This window comes from Acetatifactor muris (genome assembly GCF_024623325.1).
Lineage (GTDB): Bacteria > Bacillota > Clostridia > Lachnospirales > Lachnospiraceae > Acetatifactor > Acetatifactor muris.
Window position 1 is genome coordinate 1 of record NZ_JANJZD010000082.1, and the last position, 3642, is coordinate 3642.

The 3642-nt window shown below is 30.8% G+C and carries 6 protein-coding genes; 5 read left to right on the plus strand and 1 reads right to left on the minus strand.

Annotated features, from left to right (window positions below):
• The first annotated feature begins 227 nt into the window (after positions 1–227).
• On the plus strand, positions 228–479 hold the full coding sequence (locus tag NSB25_RS28805; RefSeq protein ID WP_103242759.1) for a hypothetical protein: 252 nt from the start codon (positions 228–230) through the stop codon (positions 477–479).
• Positions 480–569: 90 nt separating this feature from the next.
• Here the strand turns inward: NSB25_RS28805 and NSB25_RS28810 are convergent, their stop codons facing one another.
• The gene (locus NSB25_RS28810) at positions 570–815 is read right to left on the minus strand and encodes a helix-turn-helix domain-containing protein (protein ID WP_103242760.1); all 246 of its coding nucleotides are present in this window, start codon (positions 813–815) and stop codon (positions 570–572) included.
• A 156-nt stretch (positions 816–971) separates the two neighbouring features.
• Between NSB25_RS28810 and NSB25_RS28815 the strand changes: the two genes are divergently transcribed.
• From NSB25_RS28815 to NSB25_RS28830, 4 genes are all read left to right on the plus strand, one after another.
• On the plus strand, positions 972–1352 hold the full coding sequence (locus NSB25_RS28815) for a type II toxin-antitoxin system PemK/MazF family toxin (RefSeq protein WP_103242761.1): 381 nt from the start codon (positions 972–974) through the stop codon (positions 1350–1352).
• Positions 1352–1621, plus strand: coding sequence for a hypothetical protein (locus NSB25_RS28820; RefSeq protein ID WP_103242762.1), 270 nt, complete (start codon positions 1352–1354; stop codon positions 1619–1621). Before NSB25_RS28815 ends, NSB25_RS28820 begins: the two co-directional genes overlap by 1 nt.
• 430 nt (positions 1622–2051) lie before the next feature.
• Entirely contained in the window at positions 2052–2720 is a 669-nt protein-coding gene (locus NSB25_RS28825) for a hypothetical protein (protein WP_103242763.1), read from the plus strand.
• A gap of 223 nt (positions 2721–2943) precedes the next feature.
• Complete coding sequence (locus NSB25_RS28830) at positions 2944–3501, plus strand: sigma factor (RefSeq protein ID WP_103242764.1); 558 nt, start codon at positions 2944–2946, stop codon at positions 3499–3501.
• Positions 3502–3642: the final 141 nt, after the last annotated feature.

Consider the following 3642-nt stretch of genomic DNA (forward strand, 5'->3'; position numbering starts at 1 on the left):
ATGACCTCCCTTTTTTTGTTATAAAGGAATCATACACCAAAAATAAAATCCAAACCTTTTCAGACGGTATTTGTTGCGGTTTACGTCTTTTTTCTGAAAGGTTTGGATTTTATTTAAGTTTGGATAATTGAAATCATGAATATAAGAGTCCACATATGTATCCTGTAGGTGTTTTCAGCCTTGATAGATGCCTGCAGGGTGCAAATAATATCAAGGAGGACTCAGTTATGAGCACAGAATATAGAGGTATAGGATACCGTAGGTATGTAAGAGACAAGACAATACTCAGAAAAAAGCGTATTAGTAAAGCCGTATACGGACTTGACTGGTATAAACACGACGGACAGTATTCGAAGGGAAAAATTCATTGCAGCTGTGGATTATGCAAATATGGTAAAAAATACGGGCTGCCTACAATTAGAGATATGCGAGAAACTTCAAGAGAAAAAATTCTGTTAAGTGATTACAGAATGATCTAATTAGAAAAAGATTTATATTATGAGTTTTATAGGTAAATCAATAAAGAAATATTTTCCTGTCCGTTTTATGGGACTCGGAAAGCGATACTATTAGAAAGTGGTATCGCTTTTATTATATGCAAGAAGTTTTTTCATTTTTGGATCATCCGATATAAGTATATCATTGGGGCTGCATTCAAGAACTTTACATATATTTTCCAAGGTATCAAAATAAATACGTTCAGTTTTACCTTCATATAAATTGCAGGTTGCAGTATAACCCAATTGAATTAATTTTGAAAGTTGATGTTTATTAAGCCCTTTTTCATCAACTTTAGGTTTTATATTTAAGCGCATAATTATAACACCTCCACTTTTAACAATATATACTTTACCATATAATGTTAAGAAAATAAATATGTTTTTAAGAATATACTGTTGACAATATAATCTTAACATGATAAAATGTGAAATATCAAAGGCAAATTTACATAAAGAGAGAGGAGGATACATATGGAGCTTCATAGATACGACATCATAGAGGCAGAATTAGATTATGGTACTGGCTCTATACAGAAAAAGAGAAGACCATATATAATTGTAAGTAATGAGAAAGGTACTACTAATGCAAGTATCATTACTGTAATGCCTTTGACACATATTATAAAAAAGCAATACCTCCCGGTTCATGGGTGTCTTCAGGCTGAGTCTGAAACAGGATTATCTACTTATTCAATGATCTTAGGAGAACAGCCGCAAACGATTTGTAAAGAAGAAGTAATAAAAAAATTGGGAAATGTATCAGATGCGAAACAAAGAAACAGCGTTAACAAGGTTTGTTTTAACACATTTTTCTTTGGAGAAAATATTAATTGGGAAGAGGTGTTAGCATAATGGAAGTAATTATTTGTTCTGCTAAAGAAGCATGTGAGCTGATGAAACATATGAATGATAATGATATGGTTATGTTATCAGTTGTAGATAGAAAAACATATATTCATAGTGTTCCCAGAAAAATAAAGAAAAAGAATGGAGAGGAATTGATTAAGCAAGCAAATAATATACGATACCAAGATAATGATTTCTTTGGAACAATATCATTGTATGGAGTTTTAAAGGAAAAGGATACAATTCATAACATCTTATTTCCACAATTAGAATGAGGTGCAAACAAACGTTCGAAATAGGCATTGACAAAAACGAACACATGTTCTATAATTTGTTATAGCCAAGCAAAAGACCTATCCAATCATGCAAACGGTGAGCCAACACCTCTGATCAGACAGGACTTTTTACACACAAATTCAACGCCGAACTGGCAAGAATTTGAAACGCAGAAAATGCACTTACTATTATTCTACCTTTTATAGATATTTTAGTCAAGCATTTTCAAGCGTTTCAGCAATAAATCAATAAAATTATTTTTGCGAAATTGTACATTTATATGTTAATATGTACAATTTCGTTTAAAGTGTTAAGTAAAAATTTTATAATCAACAATAAAGTTGTTTTACATTTTTTAATTACTAAAAAAGAGAAATAATGTTTAACACTGTTATTTTTTTACCCATTTAAAAAAAGGAGAAGGATAATATGTTTATTTTGACTGATGGTAAAAATTATATAATGGAGAACCCATGTCAAAAGGATGTTTATATTAGTACATCTTCACCAGTTATGGCAAAGAAGTTTACATATAAACAAGCCAGGACAATACTGAATGATAGGAGTAAAAAGAAAGCATGGATTAAAGAATATTATATGGTGAATGAAGATACTGGTGAGAAAGCTAATACATCAAAGTATTATAAAGGTAATGGAGGTGTTTATCTTGGAGAAAATAATATAGAATTCGAAGAGCCAATTATAGAAAAGATATATATAGAAACAAGATCCATTATTGGTCTTGCTGGATGGAGTATGACACAACTTAAAACTTATGAAGAAGAATTACTTAATGGTTTATCCAAGTATGATTCTGCTGGATCAGATATTGCTCATGCATTACAAAAATATAGAGAAGATAACGCTGGGAAAAAGGCACAAGCCCATAAAATGGCGAAAGTTGGATATCTTCTTGATGAGGTAAGAGACAAGCACAAACATATTAAACAATGTTTGGATTACATCAAAGTAATGGAAGATGCAATTACATATAGCTATACTATTGAAAAGATAAAATTAGAACTTACTAAAGCTAAACATACAGAATATAAAGGTAGAACAGAATATTATCAAAAGGCATTGGATTTATTGGATTGAGAGGTGAGGCTAAATGTTATGTAAAAAATGTATGATTGTGATGAGTGCTGGTACTACGTATGGACGAAGAACGGGAGACGATAGATCATCAGCCAGAAGATTCCACGAGTGTAAAAAATGTCATGATAGAGTTTATACAAAAGAACCCAATTTTCAGGAAGTTATGGTAAAAGCATCAGAGAAAAGTAAAAATAGATAATAATTTCAAAGAGGTGTATCAATAATGGATAAGATATTAATTACATATTATGAGAACAATGCAAAAAAACTTCATAAGATGGTTGATAAGATTTTATCGAAATTTGGAGGATTATCAGATAAAGATTTGGATGATTTTTATTCTCTTGCAAATGAAGTTTTTGTGGATGTTATGAAACGATATGATGAATCACAGTCATTTGATGGTTTTCTGTATTCTTGTTTGTTAAATAAAATCAAGACTGAAATTACAAGAAGAAACCGTGAGAAGCGTAAGTCAGATAGAATGTCGATTTCAATTGATACACCTATCGGTGACGATGAAAATTCTACTATTGGAGATATGATTGCTGATGACTTCTCTATTGAAAGAGAGTTGTTTGAAAAGGATGAAGAAAGATATAGTAAGAGAATGTTATTATACCTCAGTAAACTCTCAAAACTTCAAAAAGAAGTATTAATGCTTAATATGGCAGGATATCTTCCTAATGAGATTAGAGGAGAATTACATATAAATGAAAAGCAATATGCAGATTGCTATGCTGCAATCCATTCATACAGAAATGTTTCAGTGTTATTTTAATTAATATTATAAAGAATAACTTCTCGGAATCTCAATGAATGTGATTCTAACTGAAAATTGACAACTGAATATGGTGCAGGAAAAGAAATTTGAGAAAAATGGACATAAACATTGGACATAGCGGGTACTATGCCTTGAAAA

What these genes read in the sequence shown, in the direction of transcription:
- NSB25_RS28820 (WP_103242762.1), top strand. Translation starts at nt 1,352, where the DNA reads ATGGAAGTAATTATTTGTTCTGCTAAAGAAGCATGTGAGCTGATGAAA.
- NSB25_RS28825 (WP_103242763.1), top strand. Translation starts at nt 2,052, where the DNA reads ATGTTTATTTTGACTGATGGTAAAAATTATATAATGGAGAACCCATGT.
- NSB25_RS28810 (WP_103242760.1), bottom strand. Translation starts at nt 815, where the DNA reads ATGCGCTTAAATATAAAACCTAAAGTTGATGAAAAAGGGCTTAATAAA.
- NSB25_RS28815 (WP_103242761.1), top strand. Translation starts at nt 972, where the DNA reads ATGGAGCTTCATAGATACGACATCATAGAGGCAGAATTAGATTATGGT.
- NSB25_RS28830 (WP_103242764.1), top strand. Translation starts at nt 2,944, where the DNA reads ATGGATAAGATATTAATTACATATTATGAGAACAATGCAAAAAAACTT.
- NSB25_RS28805 (WP_103242759.1), top strand. Translation starts at nt 228, where the DNA reads ATGAGCACAGAATATAGAGGTATAGGATACCGTAGGTATGTAAGAGAC.